The following is a 22305-nucleotide window of genomic DNA, read 5'->3' as shown; positions in this document are numbered from 1 at the left end:
AACTCTGTGGTGCCCTGCTAGTGAGCGGCTATGAGCAAAGCAATTACCCTTGAAACCTTGTTAAGCGAATTTGCCCGTGGGGTGCGGAATTTCCGGGGTGTGAATTTGGCGGGCAGTGTGTTCCCTCTGGTGCAACTGAGCCATGTGGATCTAGCGGGGGCGGATCTTCAGGGCATCAACTGGAGTGGAGCGGATTTGATCAAGGCCAACTTGGCCAATGCCAATCTGCGGGGGGCAAATCTGATTGGCGCAGATCTGAGTGGTGCTAATCTGACCGATGCCAACTTGCAGGAAGCCATGCTCAGTGGCGCCATCCTAGTGGGTGCCTACCTCTCACGCGCCAATTTGCAGCAGGCGGTGCTCAGTGGGGCCATCCTCAAGGGGGCGGTGCTCCACGACAGTAATCTGAAGGATACAAATGTGGTGGGGGCAGATCTCTCAGAGGCGGATCTGACCGGGGCGATCGCCCGCCGCCAAGACTTAGAGGAAGCCAAGCTCTCAGGAACTATCCTGCCCAATGGCGAAGTGGTCTTTGAGGCTGGGGAAATGGAAGAGGTTCCGTTGCCCGCCCCAACGCCAATGGCTAAGCCAATGGCCACTGCGAACGAAACCACCGTGATTGAGTGGACGAATGAGCAGGTGATTCAAATGCTGATCCTGCAACAACACCCCCTGCCCAGTACCTACCAAAGTGCTGATTTGAAGGTGGTTAGCCTCGGCAATCACTGCTATCAATTGCGCACGGTCACGGAAACGGTGGTGGCGGTGGTAGAAGGTGAGAGTGTGGCCAATGAAAAAGTAACCCTTTTTGCCGAGGCGCCCTTTGCCGATGTGGTCGCCAGTGTCCTCCAAGCCCATTCCTTCTTGCCCACACAATACGTCGGTGAACCCGTACCGGCGTGGCACTACGAACAGGTCGCCATTCCGTCGGGGCAGGTGGTGCGTTGGGGAACGGCACGGCAACTTTGGAAAACTTGGTGGTTACTGCTCAAGTCCACTGCCACACCTCAGGAGCCACAGCAATTGCAACTGTTGGTGGGCAAGGAGTGGCAGCCCATTTGCGATATTGCCTTTTCACCGTCGGCGGGCGGTGGTCTGATAATCAAAACGGCGATGGGCGATCGCCACTTTTCTGGGGATGCCTCGCTGATTTGGCTAGAAAGTGTCCCGTCTGGATTGCCCACCACCTCTGCCCCAGCAGTCCCGCCTTGGAACGGCTTACTCAAATTTGAAAATAACTGCCTCACCATTGAAACCGCCGCAGGGCTTGTCTGTGTGCAGGGGGAAAACTTGAGGGTCACCCTTGGGGGGCAAGCGATCGCTCTCAACCAGCTCTAATGGTCGCCCTTCAACCCTTTGATTTTAGTCGCTGGCCGATCGCGGTCAGTGATTTACCGGCCGATACCTACCTCGTGGGGGGAGCGGTGCGGGATGCGCTCCTAGGCCGGATCAATTCGTGCCCCGACTTGGATTTTATTGTGCCGAGGGATGCGATTGCCCTGACCCAAAAACTAGCGGATAAGTACAAGGCTGGTTTAGTGGTTTTGGATCGGCAGCGGCAGATTGCCCGCTTAGTCTTTGCTAATACAACGGTGGATATTGCCCAGAGGCACGGAGAAACCCTCTTGACCGATTTGAGCGATCGCGATTTTCGCCTCAATGCCATTGCCTACGACATTCACCACCACCACATCATCGATCCCCTCGGTGGCCTTTTGGATTTGCAACGCCGCCAAATTCACTATGTCGCACCAGAAAATCTCGCTGCTGATCCCCTGCGACTCCTACGCGCCTATCGCCAAGCTGCCCAACTGCAATTCACCATCACCCCAGAAACGCGGCAGGTGATCCAAACCCTTGCCCCCCAACTGCGACGAGTCGCCCCAGAACGGGTGCGGGTGGAACTCAGTTATTTTCTCAGTGCCCTTGAGAGTGCCCCCTATCTCACCCTTGCTTTTCGGGATGGGGTGTTGGCGGTGTGGCTGCCGTCGGTCACCGAGGAGCGGATTACCCACTACCATGCCCTTGAATCCACCCTAGGGAATTTTCCCTTCCCAGCCCTTTGGCCGGCGCTAACGACATCTATTGCCGCAACAACTGCCCCCGGCGAACCCCAACGGCGAACCCTAGCGGCTTTGGCCAAGCTCACCTGCCTCGTGAATGCCAGCGATCGCCGCGCTGCCGAGGAATTAACGGCTCTTACGTACACCACTGATGAAATTCGCATTGTCCAAGTCCTGTGCCGATTGCTCAACCACTGGCTAGTCCCCCTCGAACACCCCCTGAACCGCGAGCAAGCCTTCTATCTATTCCGCGCGGCGGGTAGCTATTTTCCAGCCTTTGTTGCCCTTGCCCTGAGCCGGGGCATCCCCAAAGCGCATCTAGTGCCCTTGGTCAAAGGGTGGTTAGACCCCAAGGATGCCATTGCCCATCCCCCCCAATTGGTGCGGGGTGCCGATCTGGTAGAAGTGTTTCAGGTCTCGCCGGGGCCGCGTGTGGGTGAATTGTTGCGAGCTGTGGAAGCGGCGCAAGCGCGGGGAGAAATTCGCGATCGCCCCCAAGCCCTCGCCTATGTGGCAGAAATCCTAGGTGGTTCAAGGCAACCGCGGCACACTTAGGAGAGGGGCAAAAACATTTCCTGCCAAAGGGTGTCATAGCGTTTTTGGGCAGCCACATCGAGGGGGAGCAGGAGTTCACTCTTGGCAAAGGCGGTGGGAGTCGCTAGGGGAATATAGCGATGCAAGAGAGTGCGTCTTAAATCGCTCACCAGCGGCGAGGGAGCATCACTAAACTGGCTGAGTTGCTCAGCAACTTCCGGTTGCCACCAGTAGTTCAACCAAGCCAAGGCTGCCGCATCGGGGTTTTGGCCACAGACCCACAAATCCACCCACAGCGCTGTCCCACTGGCGGGAAACACGGCGGCATAGGTCTGCGGATCTCGCTTCAGCAGCGACAGTACATCCGTTGACCAACCCACTGCTAATTGTGTACTGCCCAGCATCAGTGGCTGCAGGTAGGCGTCAGAACTAAAAAAACGACACCCTTGGCGGAGACGCTGCAAGCGTTGCCGTAATTCAGGGTGGGTGGGTGGGGCATTGTAGGATAGCCCTAGGGATTTCAGCGTCAACCCAATCACTTCCCGCGGCTGATTTAACAGGCTATAGTGGCCTTGAACGCTTGGATGCCATAGGACATCCCAATCTGTGGGTTCCCAGCCCAAATCGGCAAAGAACTGGCGGCGATAAATGAGGACTGTTGCCCCCCAGCGATAGGGCAGACCCCAGAGAGCATCGTCTTTGCCAATGAGTTGCAGTAATGGCTGCCACGGTTCAGCCCAGTCCCACCGGTTTTGAATCAGTGGTTTGGGAATAGGGGCAATCTGTCGCTGCGCCACGGCCTGAGCTATCCAAGCATCCCCGAGACTGAGGACGGCTGACCCGAGGATTCCCGCTGCAAAGGTGTTGGCTAACTCTTGGGGGGTTTCCCGCAGCCGCAGCTGAAGTCCCACGCCGGCCTGTTGACGAAAGCGCTGAATCAATTGGGGGGGTAAGGATTTTCGCAGTAAATAGACGGTGAGTCCTGTATTGGCAGTGGCTTGACACCCACTGAGGGCGATCGCCCCCAAGGCAAACAACCCCTGACAAAATTGCCGCCGCTGCATTAGCGTTGCCACCGAAACTGCAATTGACTTGGCTGCCCTGGATCCCCCAGTTGCTCGATGCCGCGATCATTGGCCACAAGGTGCCGCAGGATCAGGTAAATCCGCTCCAGTTGATCCGGCGCATTGACAGCGTCGGCGATCGCCTGCAAGTCTAGGGGTTCGTCGCTCTGTTCTAAGACTTTAACAATCTGCCGTTGTAGCGCCAAGTTGGCCGCCGCTGCTTTTTTCCCCGCTTCCACCCCCGGCTGATGGTAGGCATTGATATTCACCAAGAAGCCATAAAGACCCACCGCTCGCTCATAGAGGGCAATCAAGGCACCCACGGTTTTCGGGGTCACGTCCGGAATCGTCACCGTCAGGGAGGGGCGATTCTTTTCATAGAGAGCTTGGCGAGTGCCGAGGAGTAGGCCACTGAGGTAATCCCCCGCAGTAATCCCCGGCTCCACGTCAATGGCGGGTTCTTGGCCATCCCGCAGCACCTCAATAAACGTGACAAAGAAGTTAGGTAGGCCATCCCGCAACTGCTGCACATAGGCATGCTGATCCGTGGTTCCCTTGTTGCCATAGACCGCAATCCCTTGGTGGACAATGTTGCCGTCGAGGTCTTTTTCCTTGCCGAGGGACTCCATTACCAACTGCTGCAAGTAGCGGCTAAACAGGAGCAGACTATCTTTGTAGGGCAGGACAACCATATCTTTTTCACCCCGACCATTGCCCGCATGGTGCCAGGCCAAGGCGAGTAGGGCAGCGGGATTTTGGCGAATCTTCGGCACGCGGGTTGCCTGATCCATCAATTTTGCTCCCGCGAGGAGGGCATCAATGTCAATCCCTTGCAGGGCAGCGGGCAATAGACCCACCGTTGACAGTTCCGAGGTGCGCCCCCCCACCCAGTCAAACATCGGGAAAATGGCCAGCCAACCGTTGGACTCCGCCACTTGGGCAAGGCCACTGCCCGGCAGGGTGACGGCGACGGCGTAATCGGCAAAGGCAAGGCCGGCACGTTGGAAGCGGGCTTGGGCTTCTAGCATGCCATTGCGGGTTTCCGGTGTCCCCCCCGATTTGGAAATGACAATCACCAATGTCGTCCGCAGGCGATCGCCTAGTTCCGCAAAAACCCGCTCAAACCCGGCAGGGTCGGTGTTGTCCAAAAAGTGAATGTTCAGGGGCGGATTCACAGGGGCAAGGGCAGCCGCCGCAAACTGCGGACCCAGGGCAGACCCCCCAATGCCAATGGAGAGAATCTCGGTAAAGCGACCCCCTTGGGGTGGAGCAATGGCGCCACTGTGGACTTGCTGGCTAAACTGCTTCACTTGGGCAATGGCATCGCGAATTTCGGCACGCAGTTCTGGAGTTGGTGCCAAATCGGCATCCCGCAGCCAGTAGTGCCCCACCATGCGGCCCTCATCGGGGTTGGCGATCGCCCCTGCTTCCAATTCCTTCATTTGCTGAAAGGCGCGCTCAAAAGCTGGCTCTAGGCGACGTACCACTTCTGGGGTCAGCCCCATACGACTGACATCCACATAGAACTCTAACTCAGGGTGGTAGTACAACCAGTCTTGGTAATGCTGCCAAAGAGCCAAAGCATCCATAAGAAAATCTTTTCGCGCTACGATCTCAGCGTACCTCAACAACTGTCCCTTACTGGGAACATCAGCTTTCCCTTAATAAACACCCTAGGCAGATTGTGCCTTTAGAAAAGCAGCAAATTCCTCTAACGCTATCCGCAGGCGATCGCCCGCCACCTCAACAAAATCATTGTGATCGGCACCCTCGACCCAGAGGGAAAATTTTGGCTCACGGGCAATGGCAAAAAGGTATTGGCCATGACGAAAGGGCACGATGCTATCGGCAGTACCGTGGAGAATCAACAGCGGCACCTTGACTTGCGGCAGTTTATCTCGATTGATAAAGCGATCAAAGGGAAACAACGGGAAAGGTACCACCACCCGAAAGATGGAAGTAAAGGTACTTTCTAAGACCAACCCCGCAATTGCAACCTGTGTTGCCAGTTCCGTCGCCACCCCACCGCCAAGGGAACGGCCATAGAGAATCACCCGCTCTGGGGGGACTCGCAGTTCCTCTGTGAGATAGGTATAGGCTGCCAAAGCATCTGCGTAGGCATGACGCTCACTAGGGCGACCCGAACTCAAGCCGTAGCCACGATAGTCGTAGGCGAGGACGGAAAACCCCCACTGCCGCAGCGTCTGTAGAAAGGGTTCCACCATGCCGAGGTCTTCCCCATTGCCGTGACTAAACAGCAGCGTAAAGTGAGCATCTGGGTTGGCAACATACCGCACCGCAAGGCGATCGCCCTGCCCCACTGGAATCAGCCGGATCTCCTCAGAAAGGGAGTAGGTAGGACGGGGTGGATGGAAGATGAGGGCATCGGCGCCAAAGTAGAGATAGACCGCAATGATCAGATAAATCAGGAGTGCCGATCGCCCCAAGCGCAGCCAGCTCCACTCCCCCAGTACCCAGTCTCGCAGCCAACTCATTTAGAGGGAGAGTTCAGGCTCGGTGCCACCAGTGTCCCTAAGGGTTGATCCACCTGCTGAGCCAGTGTCGGTACCACTTCCCGCGCTCGCGCAATCACCTGCCCCGTGGTGGCATCGTAAATTTGCGTCAATAGCTTGGGATAGAGGCCAATGCCAATAATCGGCACCAACAGGCAGGCAATGATAAACACCTCGCGGGGTTCAGCATCCACAAGGGCTTCATGCTCCACCAGTTCCTTGTTTTCAGGGCCGTAGAAAATTTCCCGCAGCATCGACAGCAAGTAAATCGGTGTCAAGATCACCCCCACTGCCGCCAAAAAGACCACAATCACGCGGAAGGGCAAAGAATAGGCATCACTAGTGGCAAAGCCAATAAAGACCATGAGTTCAGCCACAAAGCCACTCATCCCCGGCAGGGCAAGGGAGGCCAAGGAGCAGGCCGTAAACATGGCAAAGATCTTCTTCATTTTCTGGCCAACACCGCCCATTTCCTCAAGGATCAGCGTGTGGGTACGGTCATAGGTGGCACCCACCAAAAAGAAGAGACTCGCCCCAATCAAGCCGTGGGAGACCATTTGTAGCATTGCCCCACTCATGCCCAAATTGGTAAACGAGGCAATCCCAATCAGCACAAAGCCCATGTGGGAAATCGAGGAGTAGGCAATTTTGCGCTTGAGATTGCGCTGCGCGTAGGAAGTCAGCGCCGCATAGATGATGTTGACCACCCCCAAAATCACCAAAACGGGGGCAAACTTGGCATGGGCTGCCGGCAGCATATCGACATTCATGCGAATCAGGGCATAGCCGCCCATCTTCAGGAGAATCCCCGCCAGCAGCATGTGCACCGGCGCTGTTGCTTCACCGTGGGCATCCGGCAACCACGTGTGCAGGGGGACAATCGGCAGCTTGACGCCGTAGGCCACCAAAAAGCCGGCATAAACCAGCAGTTGAAAACCAATGGCATAGTCCTTGGCCGCCAAGGTCTGCATATCAAAGCTAATCGTGTCGCCATAGAAGGCCATGGCCAAGCCCGCCACCAAAATAAAGAGGGAGCTACCAGCCGTGTAGAGAATGAACTTTGTTGCCGCGTATTGACGCTTGTGCCCCCCCCAAATGGCCAGTAGCAGGTACACCGGAATCAGCTCCAGTTCCCACGCAAGGAAAAAGACCAGCATATCCTGCACGGCAAAAACGGCAATCTGGCCACCATACATCGCCAGCATTAAGAAATAAAACAGTCGCGGCTTCAGGGTCACTGGCCAAGCCGCCAAAATCGCCAGCGTGGTAATAAAGCCCGTGAGTAAAATCAGCGGCATCGAGAGGCCATCTGCCCCCACTGACCAGCGCAGGCCAATTTCGGGAATCCAGTCATAGCTTTCCCACAGTTGCATGCCGGGGGTGTTCAGGTCATAGAAATTCGTGAAGGCATAGACAATCAAGGCAAAGTCAATCAACCCCACCGTCAGGGCATACCAGCGGATTGGGCGTCCTTTGCCTGTGGCATCTGGAATGAAGGGAATCGCCAAGGAAGCCACAATTGGGAACAGGATAATCGTTGTCAGCCAAGGAAACGTACTCATGGCAGTCGTGTTTACTCCTCCAGCAGTTGGGAAAGAACCATGACCGGGGTTAGGCTTGCACCGAGAAGATGACAAATCCCAACACCGCCAGCAGCACAATGAGGGCGTAGAATTGGGCACGGCCATTTTGGAAGTATTTCAGTCCTTCACCGGTGACCATCGTGACAAAGCCCGTGAGGTTGACCACGCCATCCACCACGTTGTAATCCACTTCCAAGACCTGACGCGCCAAGCGACGACAGCCTTTAATGAAGACCGCTTCATAGAGTTCATCGAAATACCACTTATGCAGTGAGAACTGGTACAGCGGTTGAATGGCTTTGGCGATCGCCTGCGGACTGGGAGTGCCTTTGAGATACATCAGGGAGGCCAAGGTAATGCCAAGCAGGCCAATGCCCACAGAGCTACCGCCAAGGATGAGAAACTCCGTCAAATCCACCGCGTGCTCCGCCACCATCTCCTCACCGGGAGCATGGATAAAGGCCTCAAAGAGATTGTTGAAGGGGGTACCCACAAAACCAATCAACGTCGAGGGAATCGCTAGCACCACCAAGGGTAGGGTCATTGTCCAAGGAGATTCATGGGGTTCAGCAGCGTGCTGATCGTGGTGGGCATTGTGATCATAGTGCTCCTGTAACTCTGGGGGCACATTACGGAACTTGCCCTCAAAGGTCATGAAGTACATGCGGAACATGTAAAAGGCGGTTAAGCCCGCCGTGAGCCACGTCAGCAGCCACATTGCCGGGTTGGCATGAAAAACGGCACCTAAAATTTCATCCTTTGACCAAAAGCCAGCAAAGGGAGGCACGCCAGAAATGGCCAAGCACCCCACTAGAAATGTTGCCCCCGTAATCGGCATGTACTTGCGCAGCCCCCCCATGTAGCGCATATCTTGAGCCAAGTCTGGGTTATGGCCAACCACCCCTTCCATGCCATGGATGACTGACCCCGATCCAAGAAAGAGCATCGCTTTGAAGTAGGCATGGGTCATCAGGTGAAAAAGGCCAGCACTGTAGGCACCCACGCCCATCCCCATGACCATATAGCCCAGTTGGGAAATGGTTGAATAGGCCAAGCTCTTTTTGATGTCGTTTTGGGTGATGGCAATGGTTGCCCCCATAAAGGCCGTAAAGGCCCCCGTCCAAGCAATGATCGTCATCACTTGGGGCAATTGCTCAAACACAGGGAACATCCGCGCAATCAGGAAGACCCCGGCTGCCACCATGGTTGCCGCGTGAATCAGAGCAGAAATGGGGGTCGGACCTTCCATCGCATCTGGTAGCCACACATGCAGGGGAAACTGGGCAGATTTGGCCACAGGACCGAGAAAGACCAAGATGGCAAGAATGGCGGCAAGACTAGGGGAAAGTAGGCTGGTATTGACCAGTTCCGTCAGGCGATCGCCCATGCCACCAAAGTCAAAGGTACCCGTCGCCCAAAATAGCCCCACCATGCCCAACAAAAGGCCAAAATCACCGACACGGTTGGTAACAAATGCCTTCTGTGCTGCTTCCGCCGCGCTTTTGCGGTCATACCAGAAGCCAATCAGCAGGTAGGAGCACATCCCCACCAATTCCCAAAAGATATAGACCTGCACCAAGTTGGGACTGACGACCAACCCCAGCATCGAGGAGCCAAACAGGCTGAGATAGGCAAAAAAGCGAACATAGCCCGCATCATGAGCCATGTAGCCATCGCTGTAGAGCATGACTAAAAAGGCCACCGTTGTGACGATGACCAACATCAATGCCGCTAAGGGGTCAATCACGTAGCCCATGGCAATGTGGAGATTGCCCGCCGCTGCCCATTCAATCATTTGCGTATAGGGGGCGTGGCCTTGGACTTGACTCCAGAAAAGGCTCAGAGAATGCACCATGGCGATCGCCATCAACGCCATGATGAAAATGGCACTGGGTCGCCGCAGTTTCGAGGTGGTCTCTGAAAAGGCAATCAAGCCAAAGCCAACAATCAGCGCTCCCAACAGGGGTAAAACGGGAATCAGCCAAGCGTATTGATACAGGGGTTCCATGCGTGCCACCTAACTTTCCATGAGAGCTGCCTGCTTGGAAAGACGAACTAGGTATGAATCACTAGTGCAGGCAAAACCCTTTACATTCTGCCACATCCGTTTTAACAACAGATGCCGGAAATCGGTTGCAGAAAATCAAAAAACAGGTTTTCTTCAGGTTTGTTACTGCCAACTAGGGCATGACAGGTCAGGGAACAGGCAGATAAGGTTGGCTCGTCTAACGATGCATTGACGCACAAATAAGAGGAACTGCGATGGAATTGAGTTTTCCTATGGCACGATTTCACCGAGCCGGCGCTGCAATTGTAGGGGCGATCGCCCTGATTTTCATCCCCCATACCACCCTTGCCCAAAATGCCCCTGATTCTCGCATGGTGCAACGGGTCGAGAATGCCACATTTGTCCTTGGCGAGTTTACATTTAACAACAACAACCGCATTCCACCGAGGATTGTCCAGCGCGCTCAAGGAATTGCCATTATTCCCAATGTCGTTCAAGCGGGCTTTCTCTTTGGGGGCCGCCGTGGGGCCGGTATTCTGCTTGTGCGCAATGAAAATAATGAATGGAGTAAGCCTGCCTTTATTACCCTGACGGGGGGCAGCTTTGGCCTGCAAATTGGTGCCCAATCCACGGATGTGGTGCTGGCCTTCATGGATAAATCCGTCGTCATGCGCAGCTTGGCGCAGTCCTTTCGTCTAGGCGGCAATGTCTCCGTTGCGGCAGGCCCTGTGGGTGGCGAAGTCGTCAGTCCTACGGATCCGAGTCCCCAAGTCTTTTCCTACACACGCAGTGCGGGTCTGTTTGCCGGTGTTGCCCTAGAAGGCGCCAATATTAGTTTTGACCGCCGAAGCAGCAGCCGCTTCTATGGTCGACCCAATCTTACTCCGATGCAAATTTTTGAGAATTCACCACCCCTGCCCTCACCCCCAGTTCTCAACGGTCTGTACAACGCCCTTGCCCGTGCTGCCCGCTAATCCCTCATCAAGACAGTGATAAGATAGCAGTCAATAGTCCGCACTGTATAGAAGGAACACTATGGCACAGGGACAGGGTTTTGGCTTCGGTCTTGGCAAAATGAAGGAGCTGGCCGCAGCCATCCAGAAAGCACAACAAGTTCAAGAAGGCGCCAAGAAGCTGCAAGAAGACCTCGAAAAAATGGACATTGAGGGTCAAGCAGCGGGGGGTGCCGTCAAAGTGATTATGAGTGGTACCCAAGAACCCCGCCGCGTCGAAATCAGCCCAGATCTCCTGAGTGAAGGGGCTGAAGTGCTCTCTGATTTGGTGACCGCTGCCATGCGCGATGCCTACCAAAAATCCACCGCTACCATGCGGGAACGGATGGAAGAGTTAACAGGTGGCTTGAACGTTCCGGGTCTCGGTTAATGCACTTCCCCGCCCACCATGGCACCCAAGCTGCGGCTCCTGATTGTGGAAGATGATCCAATGATGCAACTGGGGCTAGGGCAAGCCCTAGGAGAGCAGTTTGCTGTGGTGGGTTATGCCGAAGATGGCTATGGCGCCATTGATATGACACGGCAGTTGCAGCCGCAAGTGGTCATTATGGACATTGGCCTACCAAGGCTAGACGGGATTGCCGCCACCCAACGGCTGAAGCGAGAATTTCCTGACATTCATGTGGTGATGCTTACCTCCCACCAATCGGCTCTTGAAGCTGTTGCTGCCCTTTCTAGTGGTGCCGATGCCTACTGTATCAAGGGAGAAACCGTTGAGCGATTACTGATGGCGATCGCTGCTGCCCAAGAAGGAGCCACTTACCTTGATCCCCAGATTGCCCGCCATGTGATCCAGCACCTGCATCCGCCCCAACCGACAATGGACTATCACCTGTCGCAGCGAGAACTGGATGTCCTGAAGCTGATGGTGGAAGGCTATAGTAACCCTGAAATTGCCAGTAAGCTGTTTCTCAGTCCAAATACTATCAAGACCCATGTGCGGGGTATTTTGAACAAGTTGGCGGTGGATGACCGTGTGCAGGCGGCGGTTGTTGCACTTCGTAACGGTTTAGTCTAGGCCTTCCCCAAGACTCAAGGACACTTGTTATCGTGAAGGGGAACCGTCGGTGTGTTGATCCTGTGTCCCATGGCATCCCATAGCAATGAGGCAACGGTTTTAGCCTCGGATCAAGAATCATCCCCCTTTCTGCAAATGAGTACGCCCGCTTCCGTCGAGGAATTTCCACTCTTGCAACCCACGGTACGGGTAGGGCGATCGCCCCACAACGAAATTGTGATTTCCTATCCGACCATTTCGCGGCATCACTTTGAAATTGTTAAGACGGACACTGGCTATCGCATCCGTGACTTGGACAGTAAGCTCGGTCTGGTCTATGGCGATCGCCCCCCTGTTGTTAATTCTCTTTATTATTCCCCAAGTCACATTTGGGGGCGGGATTATTGCCCCCTCTCAGATGAATCCGATTGGCCAAGTCATGAATGTCTTTACCCTAACCAAGTGGCCCTTTGAAGCCTTTGTCACAATTACAAAAGTGGGCAAGGATGTCGCTTTGGATCCCTGCTGGACGAAACCCAATGAAACCCATCCCCCCGAAAGCTGTCGTTGCACGGGTGCCCAACTCTTTAAGACCTGCTACTTCCCGGGGGTTCGTGGCTACTACACCCCAGCCCTTGATGAGGCCGAACCGCAAAAGCCCACGGAACCAGGAACGCCAACCCCCCCAGCCGCCTTTGCCACCTTCCAAGAGGAGATGACCAACTACAAGGATGATCTGCAGATTTGGCAGGAACGGTATTCTAACTGGATGCTGAAGCGAGAAAAAGCCATTGGCCAAGCAGAAGGCATTATTGACCGGCTCTACGGCATTTATGGTGAGATCTTTGACGTGAATGTAGCGGGGCACTGGCTGATCATCAGCTTGTTTATTGTCCTCATGTTTGCCATGATTGTCGGCATTCAGATCTATTTCGACACCCTCCACTAGGGGCGTGACTGGTGAATTCTCTGATCCCACTAGGGCAAACCCAACTTCAAGAGTACGTCACCGCCTTGGCGTGGGGCGATCGCCATCTGTTGGCCGCTTCCGCCGCAGGAGAGGTCTATCACATTGATCCAGAGGTGGGTGAGCAACTCATCTTGCAAACGGCAACCGATCAAAGCTTAACGATCCTCGCGGTGGCCAGCGATCGCCAGTGGTGGGCAGCGGCGGGAGAGCAGGGACGGGTACTCATTGGTTCCTTAGCTCACCCTGAGAATCTTCAGGTGCTCCACTACGGTTCCCACTGGATTGATCAACTGGCTTGGCATCCCACATTGCCTTGGGTTGCTTTTAGTCTTGGTCATTACGTCCAGATTTGGGATGCGGCTCAAGCCGATGTCATTGCCACCCTTGATTTTGCGGCCTCGTCAGTGCTGGCTTTGGCTTGGCAACCTACGGGTGATGCTTTGGCCGTTGCCGGTTATGGCGGTGTGCGGGTGTGGTCGGCTAAAGATTGGGATGCCGATCCCCAAGAATTGGGGTTTATGTCTGCAACAGTGGGCGTAGCCTGGTCCGCCACAGGGGAATATTTCGCGGCCAGCAACATGGATCACACCCTTTTTGTCTGGCGTTGGGGCGATCAGTATCCGTGGCACATGCAGGGCTTTCCCGGTAAAGTGCGGCATCTTCACTGGTTGGAAACCGCCAACCAAGCCCCCCAGCTCCTGAGCAGTTCCCAAGAGGGGATTATCCTTTGGCGCCTCAGCGAGGATGCAAGCGGCTGGCAACCCCAAGTGCTGGATCTGCACCGTGGCACTGTGCGCGCCCTCTCTATTCATCCCCAAGGTCAAGGCTTCGTGTCCAGTGGCGATGAGGGATGGCTGTGTTATTGGCAGAAAACTCAACCGCAGGAGTTACTGCAAGGTGCCCAAGAATACTTCACAACTCTTGCTTGGCACCCCAAGGGATCGTATTTAGCCGCCGGGGGCACCCAAGGGGAACTCTGGGTTTGGCAAGCCAGTTAGGGAGAACCCGTGTGGTAGGATGTTGCTGCGGGTTTAAGCTAGAGTGCCGATGAAACTCATTGATCGCTATGGCCGTCTTTTTGGCAAGCTGAGTCTTCTAGACCTTGGGGCAGGGCTTGTTCTCCTGTGCGTTTTGGCGGGCTTGTTCCTTCTGCCGGGGCGATCGGGCACCTCGTTGGCACAAATGACCGCTGCCCAACCCATTGAAGTAGATGTTCTCGTTCTGGGTCTGAGTACTCCCACTCCCCAAGCCCTGATTCCCAAGGGCAGTACCGCCAACTTTATTATTCGCAACCAGCCCTACGGCCAAATCACTGTGAAAAATGTCCAGGTTCTGCCCCGCACAGTTACTGTTTCTCAGCCCGATGGGTCGGTTAAAGCGCTGCCAGATCCCCGCCCAGAGATGGCCTATAGTAGCAACTTACTCCTGACCCTAGAAGGCCGAGGCCAAATCACTAACAATGGGCCTGTGCTGGGGAATACTGGCATCAAAGTAGGGACGCCCGTAGAATTAGAGGGCAAAGAGTATAATTTCCGTGCCTCGGTGATTGCCGTTAGGCCGTTGTAGGACAGTAGGCAATGCAGTCAATTTCAACTTTGACTCCCTTCGGCAGGCGCGATACTTCCACACAGGCACGGGCAGGCGCTGTCTCGGCATCCATGTACTGAGCATAGATTTCATTCATGGCGGCGAAGTCATTGAGGTCTGCAAGATACACGGTTGTTTTCACCACCTGTGACCAATCGCTACCGGCGGCCTTGAGGACAGCACTGAGATTATCCATCACTTGGCGGGTTTGCTCCTTGACATCTTCACCACCAACGATCTGGCCAGTTTTTGGATCAAGGGCAATTTGTCCAGCGAGAAAGACCCATTCCCCTTGCCGCACGGCTTGGCTATAGGGACCGACCGGCTTAGGTGCATCAGTGGTACAAATAATCACTTTTGTCATAAAACTTAAAACAATTTACATATCGGGGGCGATCGCCCCAAAAGCCGATTCTACAGGGAATTGAGCCACGGCCACCTGTATTAAATCAATGGATATGATAGCGCATATATTATGCATTTATACCCTCACAATCATGTCAAGAATTCAAGCATCTTAAATAATGTTAATTATCGGCAAAGTCTGTACTCCCCTTCTATAATGCTGAATTGAGCATTCGCCTCCTGAACGGGCTTTATCGTTCCATTCTGGGTCTTTAGATTCACGATTCTTCACAATCATTGATCTAAAGATCTTTCTATATTACCGAGGTGAATGCCCTCGTTCCTTCCTTGCCTAAGAGAGAGGAGAGACTCGATGACCATCAGTCCACCGGAGCGAGAGCCAAAGGTCAGAGTCGTGGTTGACAATGACCCGGTGCCCACATCGTTTGAAAAATGGGCAAAACCCGGGCATTTTGACCGCACCTTGGCCAGAGGACCCCAAACCACCACATGGATTTGGAACCTCCACGCTCTTGCCCACGATTTTGATACACACACGAGCGACCTTGAAGATATTTCCCGCAAGATCTTCAGTGCACACTTCGGCCATCTGGCTGTGGTGTTCATCTGGCTGAGTGGGATGTACTTCCACGGTGCAAAATTCTCAAACTATGAGGCTTGGCTGGCCGATCCCACCGGTATCAAGCCCAGTGCTCAAGTGGTCTGGCCCATTGTGGGTCAAGGCATTCTCAATGGTGATGTCGGCGGTGGTTTCCACGGCATCCAAATCACCTCGGGGCTATTCCAACTGTGGCGTGCCTCTGGGATCACCAATGAGTTCCAGCTTTACTGCACCGCAATCGGTGGCTTGGTCATGGCTGGCTTAATGCTCTTTGCAGGCTGGTTCCACTATCACAAGCGCGCTCCTAAGCTGGAATGGTTCCAAAACGTGGAATCCATGCTCAACCACCACCTCGCCGGCTTGCTTGGCTTGGGGTCTTTGGCTTGGGCAGGTCACCAGATCCACGTCTCGCTACCCATCAACAAACTCTTGGATGCAGGGGTTGCTGCTAAGGATATTCCCTTGCCCCACGAGTTTATCCTTAACCCCAGCTTGATGGCCGACCTATATCCCAAAGTGGATTGGGGTTTTTTGAGTGGCGTCATTCCCTTCTTCACCCTTAATTGGGCTGCCTACTCGGATTTCCTGACCTTTAACGGCGGCTTGAACCCTGTTACCGGTGGCCTGTGGCTGTCGGATACGGCTCACCATCACGTGGCGATCGCTGTCCTTTTCATCATTGCCGGTCACATGTACCGCACCAATTGGGGGATTGGCCACAGCCTCAAAGAGATTCTTGAAGCCCACAAAGGCCCCTTCACCGGTGCCGGCCACAAAGGTCTGTACGAAGTGCTGACCACCTCTTGGCATGCCCAACTGGCGATCAACCTAGCCATGATGGGTTCGCTGAGCATTATTGTGGCGCAGCACATGTATGCAATGCCCCCCTATCCTTACTTGGCCACCGACTATCCAACCCAACTGTCGCTGTTTACCCACCACATGTGGATTGGCGGCTTCCTGATTGTGGGTGGTGCTGCCCACGGTGCCATCTTCATGGTGCGTGATTACGATCCGGCCATGAATCAAAACAACGTTCTGGATCGGGTACTGCGCCATCGCGATGCCATCATTTCCCACCTGAACTGGGTGTGCATCTTCTTGGGCTTCCACAGCTTTGGTCTGTACGTCCACAACGACACGATGCGTGCCTTTGGTCGTCCCCAAGATATGTTCTCCGACACTGGCATTCAGCTTCAGCCTGTCTTTGCCCAATGGGTACAACACCTGCACACCCTAGCCCCCGGTGGTACGGCTCCCAATGCTGCTGCCACCGCTAGTGTTGCCTTTGGTGGTGATGTGGTTGCAGTCGGTGGCAAGGTCGCCATGATGCCCATTGTTCTGGGAACGGCCGACTTCATGGTGCACCATATTCACGCTTTCACGATCCACGTGACAGTGCTGATTCTGCTGAAGGGCGTCCTCTTTGCCCGCAGCTCTCGCCTCATTCCCGATAAAGCCAACTTGGGCTTCCGCTTCCCCTGCGATGGTCCCGGTCGTGGCGGTACCTGCCAAGTCTCCGGTTGGGATCACGTCTTCTTGGGTCTGTTCTGGATGTACAACTGCATCTCTGTTGTGATTTTCCACTTCAGTTGGAAGATGCAGTCGGATGTCTGGGGTACTGTTGCTCCCGATGGCACGGTATCTCACATCACGGGCGGTAACTTTGCCCAAAGTGCCATCACCATCAATGGCTGGCTACGGGACTTCCTGTGGGCACAAGCTTCTCAGGTGATTGGCTCCTATGGTTCAGCCCTATCCGCCTATGGTTTGTTGTTCTTGGGTGCTCACTTCATTTGGGCCTTCAGCCTCATGTTCCTCTTCAGTGGTCGTGGCTACTGGCAAGAGCTGATTGAGTCCATTGTTTGGGCCCACAACAAGCTGAAAGTTGCACCGGCCATTCAGCCCCGTGCCCTGAGCATTATTCAAGGCCGTGCCGTCGGTGTAGCCCATTACCTCCTAGGGGGGATTGCCACTACTTGGGCATTCTTCCTAGCTCGGATTATTTCTGTAGGATAGGGGCGAGGAGGAGATAACCAACTATGGCAACTAAATTTCCGAAGTTTAGCCAAGACCTCGCACAGGATCCGACCACACGCCGGATTTGGTACGCCATCGCCATGGCTCACGACTTCGAAAGCCACGATGGCATGACCGAGGAAAATCTTTACCAGAAGATTTTTGCCTCCCACTTTGGGCATCTGGCCATCATCTTCCTGTGGGTGTCTGGTAGCCTATTCCACGTTGCGTGGCAGGGGAACTTTGAACAATGGATTCAAGACCCTGTCAACACCCGTCCCATCGCCCATGCGATCTGGGATCCTCAATTTGGCAAAGCCGCAGTGGATGCCTTCACCCAAGCGGGGGCTTCTAACCCTGTGGACATTGCCTACTCTGGTGTCTATCACTGGTGGTACACCATCGGTATGCGCACCAACGGTGACCTTTACCAAGGTGCCATCTTCCTACTGATTCTGGCTTCGCTGGCCCTCTTTGCTGGCTGGCTGCACCTACAACCCAAATTCCGTCCTAGCCTCTCTTGGTTCAAAAATGCCGAATCGCGGTTGAACCACCACTTGGCGGGTCTGTTTGGGGTTAGCTCCTTGGCTTGGGCCGGTCACCTGATTCACGTGGCCATTCCCGAGTCCCGTGGTCAGCACGTGGGCTGGGATAACTTCCTGAGCACCATGCCCCACCCCGCTGGTTTGGCGCCCTTCTTTACGGGCAACTGGGGTGTCTATGCCCAAAACCCTGACACGGCTAGCCACATCTTTGGCACAGCACAGGGTGCTGGAACGGCGATTCTCACCTTCTTGGGTGGCTTCCATCCCCAAACGGAGTCCCTGTGGCTCACGGATATGGCGCACCACCACCTTGCGATCGCGGTGCTCTTTATTGTGGCGGGTCACATGTACCGCACCCAGTTTGGGATTGGCCACAGCATTAAAGAGATGATGGATGCCAAGGACTTCTTTGGCACGAAGGTGGAAGGTCCCTTCAACATGCCTCACCAAGGCATCTATGAAACCTATAACAACTCGCTACACTTCCAGTTGGGTTGGCACTTGGCCTGCTTGGGCGTGATCACCTCCTTGGTAGCACAGCACATGTACTCGCTGCCACCCTATGCCTTCATTGCCCAAGACCACACCACGATGGCTGCCCTCTATACCCATCACCAGTACATTGCTGGCTTCTTGATGGTGGGTGCCTTTGCCCATGGGGCTATCTTCTTGGTGCGGGACTATGATCCAGCCCAAAACAAAGGCAATGTGTTGGATCGGGTACTACAACACAAAGAGGCGATCATTTCCCACCTAAGCTGGGTGTCCCTCTTCTTGGGCTTCCACACCTTGGGTCTCTATGTCCACAACGATGTCGTGGTGGCCTTTGGTACCCCCGAAAAGCAAATCCTCATTGAGCCGGTGTTTGCTCAGTTCATTCAAGCGGCCCATGGCAAACTGCTCTATGGCTTTGATACGCTGCTGTCGAACCCCGATAGCATTGCTAGCACCGCTTGGCCGAACTACGGCAATGTCTGGCTACCCGGCTGGCTCGATGCCATCAACAGTGGCACCAACTCTCTGTTCTTGACGATTGGCCCTGGGGACTTCTTGGTGCACCACGCCATTGCCTTGGGTCTGCACACCACCACCTTGATTTTGGTCAAAGGTGCGTTGGATGCCCGTGGCTCCAAACTGATGCCAGATAAGAAAGACTTCGGCTATGCCTTCCCCTGCGATGGCCCCGGCCGTGGCGGTACCTGCGATATTTCTGCATGGGATGCCTTCTATCTGGCCATGTTCTGGATGCTGAACACCATTGGCTGGGTTACCTTCTACTGGCACTGGAAACACCTTGGTGTCTGGGAAGGCAATGTGGCTCAGTTCAACGAAAACTCTACCTACCTCATGGGTTGGCTGCGGGATTACCTCTGGTTGAACTCCTCCCAGCTCATCAATGGCTACAACCCCTTCGGCACCAATAACCTGTCGGTATGGGCATGGATGTTCCTCTTTGGTCACCTTGTGTGGGCAACAGGCTTCATGTTCCTGATTAGCTGGCGTGGTTACTGGCAAGAGCTGATTGAAACCTTGGTGTGGGCGCATGAGCGCACTCCCTTGGCCAACTTGGTGCGTTGGAAAGACAAGCCGGTGGCGCTGTCGATTGTGCAAGCCCGTTTGGTGGGTCTGGCACACTTCAGCGTTGGCTACATCTTGACCTATGCGGCCTTCCTGATTGCCTCAACCGCAGCCAAGTTCGGTTGATCTACTTAAGTTAAGTTAAATTTTGTCAGCTCCCCTGCCTCTAGGTGGGGGATTTTTGTGTTTGATAACAAGTTGTAGCTGCTTGTTTCAGAGCGAGCCAACTGATTCCTTGCTAGTGACCACAGTTAGGATTTTTTAACATATCTCAATATCTCAGTACCTAAAAACGTTTTTCAATGACATCACGCTACTTTTTAGATATCCTAGGACTGAATTTTGCATTGATAAGGGTGTGTCTGAATTGAGGACGGTTGTAATGCGTGATACATTTAACCTAGCTATTTTAAGGTTTTCATCTAAGAACCCTATTGAAGGCTTGTTGGCTCAAGTTAATACTGAAGAAACTTCCCAAATTGTCGGTGAAAATTCAGTGAATCCAGCTTTTGATCTCAACAATTTGGGGAGCCTTTTAGCGCAAGTCATTATTGCAGTTGCTTTGCTGCTCATTGGCTGGATTGTTGCCACTATTCTGGCAAAGATAACACGCTCGGTTTTGAAACGAATGCGGGTTGATGAACGATTGACCCAATTCTTTGGTGGAAATGAGTCGCTCCAAGGCATATCAGTGACTGCGATTCTGGCAGCAGTAGTTTTCTGGGTCATTCTTTTGCTGGCGGTGGTGGCCTTTTTAGATGCCCTGCGCTTGACGACAGTGTCACAGCCCCTCAATGCGTTTCTCAATCAAGTTTTTAGTTTCCTGCCAAAGCTGGGGGCAGCGATCCTGCTGGCGGATGTAGCTTGGGTAGTAGCAACTATATCGAAAATGGTGGTCACTCAGTCTGCCCGTTCTTTGAATTTGGATCGTCAACTCCCCCTCGAATCTGAGGGGAATGGTTCCTCAGAGGGGCCGGCCACCATGTCTGTGGCTGAGATGTTGGGAAATACCCTCTATTGGTTTGTTTTTCTTTTCTTCCTGCCCCTAATTTTGGGGGTGCTTGATCTGCAAGGCTCATTGCAGCCTGTACAAAATCTCTTGAATGATATTCTAGGAGCACTGCCTTTTGTCTTTAAGGCGGTGATTATCGCGGTTGTCGGTTGGTTTATTGCCCGTATTGTCCGCAGTTTAGTCATTAACTTAATGACGGCCATGGGAATTCAGCGCATTGGTCAGCGCCTCGGTCTAGGGCAAACCAGTTTAGGGGAATCCCTAGCAACGGTCATCGGTACGATTGTCTATGTCTTAATCTTGATTCCGACGGCGATCGCTAGCCTTGATGCGCTACAAATCGTGGCCATTACGGAACCGGCAACGGCAATGCTAAACCAAGTGCTGACGGCATTGCCGAAAATTTTTACTGCAGCCATTATTCTGCTGCTGGCCTATGTAATTGGCCGCTTTGTGGCGGAGACGGTTACCAATTTCCTGCAAACCATCGGCTTTGATCAAGTGTTGGTCTGGCTAGGTCTAGAGCGTCCGATGGTGGATTCTCAGGAGTCTCAGCCTGCGGAGGCACCCGAGCAGCGCTGGCGACAGCCCTCAGAAGTGATGGGCATCGTTGCCCTTGTTGGCGTTTTGTTATTTGGAGCGATCGCTGCCGTTGATGTACTGGATATTCCTGCTCTCAGTGCTTTTGTCACTGCCCTAGTAGTGGTGATTGGTCGGGTGTTGGTCGGAACGCTGATCTTAGCGGTAGGGTTGTACTTTGCCAATTTAGTATTTCGGCTTGTTGCTAGTTCTGGCACCTCCCAAGGGCGTTTTCTCGCTCAGGCGGCACGGCTAGCAACGATGACGTTTGTGGGGGCAATGGCTCTGCAGCAGATGGGCATTGCAACGAGCATTGTCAATTTAGCCTTTGGCTTGCTCTTTGGTTCTATTGCGGTGGCGATCGCCCTTGCCTTTGGCTTGGGATGCCGGCAAATTGCAGCGGCTCAAGTTGAGGAATGGCTGAATTTGCTCAAAGGCAGAAATTCTGAAAATAATTGAGGCAAGTAGCAAGAGCTGGCCTAGGGATTCAGTTTTTCCCACAAAAGGGGGAGAAAGGTGTCCTCTCCCCCTCGTCTGGTAATCAGACTAGCGGAAGGAGGGTTGGTGGCGGATCAGATCTAGGAACTCTTGGCGGGTACGGGCATCTTCAGCAAACACCCCTTGCATTGAACTGGTGACCGTCCAAGAGCCCGGTTTTTGTACGCCTCGCATCACCATACACATATGGGTGGCCTCAACAACCACAGCCACCCCTTGCGGTTTCAGGAGTCCTTGCAAAGCATTTGCAATTTGTTGGGTCAGGCGCTCCTGCACCTGTAGCTGCCGCGCATACATCTCGCAAATGCGGGCAATTTTTGACAGGCCAATGACCCTGCCATTGGGAATGTAGGCGACATGGGCTCGCCCAATGATTGGCAGAATATGGTGCTCACAACAACTAAAGAGATCGATGTCGCGCACCAAGACCATCTCATTGGTGTCTTCGTAAAAAACGGCACCATTCAGCAACTCATCCAAGGATTGGCGGTAGCCACTGGTTAAAAACTTCAAGGCTTGAACAACCCGTTTGGGGGTATCCCGCAGGCCTTCGCGATCAGGATTTTCCCCTAGCCCGATGAGGAGTGTGCGAACCGCCTGCTCCATCTCAGCATCTGACACCTGGGTCGAGACGCAGGTGGGTATACTTTCAAGGCTGCTTTGCACGGTTAACAACTGGTTACGGGATTGCTGGGACATAGGGTACCTAAAAATAATAACGATTATCATTCTATTTACTGGTGGAAATGGTGTCAAGGAAACTGATATGAAAGTC

Annotated in this window: 18 protein-coding genes; 11 read left to right on the top strand and 7 right to left on the bottom strand. The window is 54.0% G+C overall.

What is annotated here, in order from left to right:
* The first annotated feature begins 30 nt into the window (after nt 1-30).
* Both RHJ31_RS01350 and RHJ31_RS01345 read left to right on the top strand, forming a co-directional pair.
* Nucleotides 31-1338, top strand: a complete 1308-nt coding sequence (locus RHJ31_RS01350) for a pentapeptide repeat-containing protein (RefSeq protein ID WP_302677088.1) — start codon at nt 31-33, stop codon at nt 1336-1338.
* Nucleotides 1338-2618 (top strand): CCA tRNA nucleotidyltransferase, encoded by a 1281-nt coding sequence (locus RHJ31_RS01345; protein WP_302677087.1) that lies wholly within the window; start codon nt 1338-1340, stop codon nt 2616-2618. The genes RHJ31_RS01350 and RHJ31_RS01345 overlap by 1 nt, the downstream gene beginning before the upstream one ends.
* Here the strand turns inward: RHJ31_RS01345 and RHJ31_RS01340 are convergent.
* The 5 genes from RHJ31_RS01340 to RHJ31_RS01320 form a co-directional block, all read right to left on the bottom strand.
* Nucleotides 2615-3661 (bottom strand): extracellular solute-binding protein, encoded by a 1047-nt coding sequence (locus RHJ31_RS01340; protein WP_310445830.1) that lies wholly within the window; start codon nt 3659-3661, stop codon nt 2615-2617. The two genes, RHJ31_RS01345 and RHJ31_RS01340, sit on opposite strands and share 4 nt — an antisense overlap.
* Nucleotides 3661-5250 (bottom strand): glucose-6-phosphate isomerase, encoded by a 1590-nt coding sequence (locus tag RHJ31_RS01335; RefSeq protein WP_302677085.1) that lies wholly within the window; start codon nt 5248-5250, stop codon nt 3661-3663. The genes RHJ31_RS01340 and RHJ31_RS01335 overlap by 1 nt, the downstream gene beginning before the upstream one ends.
* 84 nt (nt 5251-5334) lie before the next feature.
* Entirely contained in the window at nt 5335-6156 is an 822-nt protein-coding gene (locus tag RHJ31_RS01330; RefSeq protein ID WP_286649692.1) for an alpha/beta hydrolase, read from the bottom strand.
* The gene (gene ndhD1, locus RHJ31_RS01325) at nt 6153-7736 is read right to left on the bottom strand and encodes a photosynthetic/respiratory NAD(P)H-quinone oxidoreductase subunit D1 (protein ID WP_302677084.1); all 1584 of its coding nucleotides are present in this window, start codon (nt 7734-7736) and stop codon (nt 6153-6155) included. The genes RHJ31_RS01330 and ndhD1 overlap by 4 nt, the downstream gene beginning before the upstream one ends.
* A gap of 49 nt (nt 7737-7785) precedes the next feature.
* Nucleotides 7786-9765 carry an NAD(P)H-quinone oxidoreductase subunit 5 gene (locus RHJ31_RS01320; RefSeq protein WP_302677083.1) on the bottom strand — a complete coding sequence of 660 codons (1980 nt, stop codon included), beginning with the start codon at nt 9763-9765 and terminating at the stop codon, nt 7786-7788.
* A 272-nt stretch (nt 9766-10037) separates the two neighbouring features.
* On the opposite strand from RHJ31_RS01320, the gene RHJ31_RS01315 reads away from it, so the two are divergent.
* From RHJ31_RS01315 to RHJ31_RS01290, 6 genes are all read left to right on the top strand, one after another.
* Entirely contained in the window at nt 10038-10739 is a 702-nt protein-coding gene (locus tag RHJ31_RS01315) for a lipid-binding SYLF domain-containing protein (RefSeq protein WP_302677082.1), read from the top strand.
* A 61-nt stretch (nt 10740-10800) separates the two neighbouring features.
* Nucleotides 10801-11148: a YbaB/EbfC family nucleoid-associated protein gene (locus RHJ31_RS01310; RefSeq protein ID WP_206200739.1), complete on the top strand. Its 348-nt coding sequence runs from the start codon at nt 10801-10803 to the stop codon at nt 11146-11148.
* 18 nt (nt 11149-11166) lie between these two features.
* Nucleotides 11167-11796, top strand: coding sequence for a response regulator transcription factor (locus tag RHJ31_RS01305; protein WP_302677081.1), 630 nt, complete (start codon nt 11167-11169; stop codon nt 11794-11796).
* 69 nt (nt 11797-11865) lie between these two features.
* The gene (locus tag RHJ31_RS01300; RefSeq protein WP_302677080.1) at nt 11866-12249 is read left to right on the top strand and encodes an FHA domain-containing protein; all 384 of its coding nucleotides are present in this window, start codon (nt 11866-11868) and stop codon (nt 12247-12249) included.
* A gap of 486 nt (nt 12250-12735) precedes the next feature.
* On the top strand, nt 12736-13743 hold the full coding sequence (locus RHJ31_RS01295; protein WP_302677078.1) for a WD40 repeat domain-containing protein: 1008 nt from the start codon (nt 12736-12738) through the stop codon (nt 13741-13743).
* Nucleotides 13744-13792: 49 nt separating this feature from the next.
* Nucleotides 13793-14311 (top strand): DUF4330 domain-containing protein, encoded by a 519-nt coding sequence (locus tag RHJ31_RS01290; protein ID WP_302677076.1) that lies wholly within the window; start codon nt 13793-13795, stop codon nt 14309-14311.
* On the opposite strand, the gene RHJ31_RS01285 is transcribed toward RHJ31_RS01290, so the two are convergent.
* Nucleotides 14298-14696 (bottom strand): RidA family protein, encoded by a 399-nt coding sequence (locus RHJ31_RS01285; RefSeq protein ID WP_302677075.1) that lies wholly within the window; start codon nt 14694-14696, stop codon nt 14298-14300. The two genes, RHJ31_RS01290 and RHJ31_RS01285, sit on opposite strands and share 14 nt — an antisense overlap.
* A 414-nt stretch (nt 14697-15110) precedes the next feature.
* Here RHJ31_RS01285 and psaA point away from each other — a divergent pair, with 414 nt between their 5' ends.
* The 3 genes from psaA to RHJ31_RS01270 all read left to right on the top strand — a co-directional run bounded on the left by psaA (nt 15111) and on the right by RHJ31_RS01270 (nt 21491).
* On the top strand, nt 15111-17318 hold the full coding sequence (gene psaA, locus RHJ31_RS01280; protein WP_399364942.1) for a photosystem I core protein PsaA: 2208 nt from the start codon (nt 15111-15113) through the stop codon (nt 17316-17318).
* A 23-nt stretch (nt 17319-17341) separates the two neighbouring features.
* A complete protein-coding gene (gene psaB / locus RHJ31_RS01275) occupies nt 17342-19567 on the top strand; it encodes a photosystem I core protein PsaB (RefSeq protein ID WP_302677073.1) in 2226 nt (741 codons plus the stop codon).
* A gap of 316 nt (nt 19568-19883) precedes the next feature.
* Nucleotides 19884-21491, top strand: coding sequence for a mechanosensitive ion channel (locus tag RHJ31_RS01270; protein WP_302677072.1), 1608 nt, complete (start codon nt 19884-19886; stop codon nt 21489-21491).
* Nucleotides 21492-21578: 87 nt separating this feature from the next.
* On the opposite strand, the gene folE is transcribed toward RHJ31_RS01270, so the two are convergent.
* On the bottom strand, nt 21579-22229 hold the full coding sequence (gene folE / locus RHJ31_RS01265) for a GTP cyclohydrolase I FolE (protein WP_310437911.1): 651 nt from the start codon (nt 22227-22229) through the stop codon (nt 21579-21581).
* Nucleotides 22230-22305 lie beyond the last annotated feature (76 nt).

Origin of the sequence: Thermosynechococcus sp. JY1331 (genome assembly GCF_031583475.1) — a bacterium.
In the GTDB taxonomy this organism is placed as follows: domain Bacteria; phylum Cyanobacteriota; class Cyanobacteriia; order Thermosynechococcales; family Thermosynechococcaceae; genus Thermosynechococcus.
This window is presented reverse-complemented; position numbering and strand designations above follow the sequence as displayed.